The sequence below is a fragment of the Arthrobacter sp. Hiyo1 genome (assembly GCF_001263615.2).
Classification (GTDB): Bacteria; Actinomycetota; Actinomycetes; order Actinomycetales; family Micrococcaceae; genus Arthrobacter.
On sequence record NZ_DF952477.1, the window covers coordinates 61,370 to 63,373 of the forward strand.

General features: G+C 66.7%; 2 protein-coding genes and 1 pseudogene. All 3 read left to right on the forward strand.

Annotated elements, in window-relative coordinates; all coding sequences use genetic code 11:
* The coding region (locus tag AHiyo1_RS21660; protein ID WP_172465701.1) for an anhydro-N-acetylmuramic acid kinase at positions 1-788 on the forward strand (788 nt) is incomplete at its 5' end.
* Positions 785-1,477 (forward strand): L-ribulose-5-phosphate 4-epimerase, encoded by a 693-nt coding sequence (locus AHiyo1_RS21665; RefSeq protein WP_059389953.1) that lies wholly within the window; start codon positions 785-787, stop codon positions 1,475-1,477. The genes AHiyo1_RS21660 and AHiyo1_RS21665, both read left to right, overlap by 4 nt.
* 34 nt (positions 1,478-1,511) lie before the next feature.
* A pseudogene (locus AHiyo1_RS21670) lies at positions 1,512-2,004 on the forward strand (L-arabinose isomerase); the annotation flags it as partial.

Genomic DNA, 2,004 nt, shown 5'->3' on the forward strand with positions numbered 1-2,004 from the left:
TCATGAACGGCTCCGAGCTTCGTGAGGTGCCGGGCATGTGCGGAGTGGTCGACGGCGGGATCGTGGACGGGCTCTGGGGTTACGAGGCCGGCCAGTCCGGGGTGGGCGACATCTTCGGCTGGTTCACCAAGTACGGCGTGCCGCCCGAATATCATGCAGCTGCCGAAGCCACGGGCCTGGGCATCCACGAATACCTCACCGAACTCGCCTCCACCCAGGAGATCGGTGAACACGGACTCATTGCCCTGGACTGGCACTCGGGGAACCGGTCCGTCCTGGTGGACCACGAACTCTCCGGAGTGATCGTGGGCCAGACCCTGGCAACCCGCCCGGAAGACATCTACCGGGCGCTGCTGGAGGCCACGGCCTTCGGCACCCGCACTATCGTTGACGCCTTCCGCGACGCGGGGGTGCCGGTGAAGGAATTCATCGTGGCCGGAGGGCTGCTGAAAAACACGCTATTGATGCAGATCTACGCCGATATCACGGGACTGCCCCTCTCCACGATCGGCTCCACCCAGGGTCCCGCGCTGGGTTCGGCGATCCACGCCGCCGTCGCTGCGGGGGAGTACCAGGACATCCGGGAAGCCGCGGCTGCCATGGGATCCGAGCCCGGCGCCGTCTACACCCCGATCCCGGAAAACGTCGCCGCCTACGAGGAATTGTTCCGCGAATACCGGACCCTGCATGACTACTTCGGCCGCGGAGCGAACGAGGTCATGCACCGGCTCAAGAAGATCCAGCGGAACGCGAGCAAAACGCTCCTCACCGCGGGGGTCTCCGCATGAGCGCCCTGCTGGACACCATTGCCACGATCCGCCGCGAGGTCTGCGCGCTGCACGCCGAACTGACCCGGTACGAGCTGGTGGTCTGGACCGCGGGCAATGTCTCCGCCCGCGTCCCGGGGCATGACTTGATGGTCATCAAGCCGTCCGGGGTCTCCTACGATGCGCTGACGCCCGAACTCATGGTGGTCACGGACCTCCACGGGGTTCCCGTGGGCGGCGATGGCGACGGGGCGTGGGGCAATCCGGACCTTTCGCCGTCGTCGGACGCTGCCGCGCACGCCTACGTCTACCGGAACATGCCCGACGTCGGCGGGGTCGTCCACACGCACTCCACCTACGCGACGGCATGGGCTGCGCGCGGGGAGCCGATCCCGTGCGTACTGACCATGATGGGCGACGAATTCGGCGGCACCATCCCGGTGGGCCCGTTTGCGCTGATCGGGGACGACTCGATCGGCCGCGGGATCGTGGACACGCTCCGGGCGTCCCATTCACCGGCTGTCCTGATGCAGAACCACGGCCCCTTCACCATCGGCAAGGACGCCCGCTCCGCCGTCAAGGCCGCCGTAATGTGCGAGGAAGTGGCCCGCACCGTCCACATTTCCCGGCAGCTCGGTGAACCGCTGCCCATCGACGCCGGCCAGATCGAGTCCCTCTACAGCCGCTACCAGAACGTCTACGGCCGCTAACGCGCGCCACCCACGAACCTTCAAGGAGAAACGCATGCCCATCGCCCACAACACGTCCCTCGAACACTACGAAGTGTGGTTCCTCACCGGCAGCCAGCACCTTTACGGCGAGGACGTCCTCAAGCAGGTCGCCGCGCAGTCCCAGGAGATCGCCGCAGCACTGAACGCGTCCTCCGATGTTCCGGTCAAGCTCGTCTGGAAGCCCGTGCTGACGGACGCGGACGCGATCCGCCGCACCGCTCTGGAAGCGAACTCGGACGACGCCGTGATCGGCGTTACCGCGTGGATGCACACGTTCAGCCCGGCCAAGATGTGGATCCAGGGACTGGACCTGCTCCGCAAGCCGCTCCTGCACCTGCACACCCAGGCGAACGTGGCCCTGCCGTGGGCGGACATCGACTTCGACTTCATGAACCTGAACCAGGCAGCCCACGGCGACCGCGAATTCGGGTACATCCAGTCCCGCCTCGGCGTGCCGCGGAAGACCGTCGTCGGGCACGTCTCCAACCCCGAGGTCACGCGCCAGG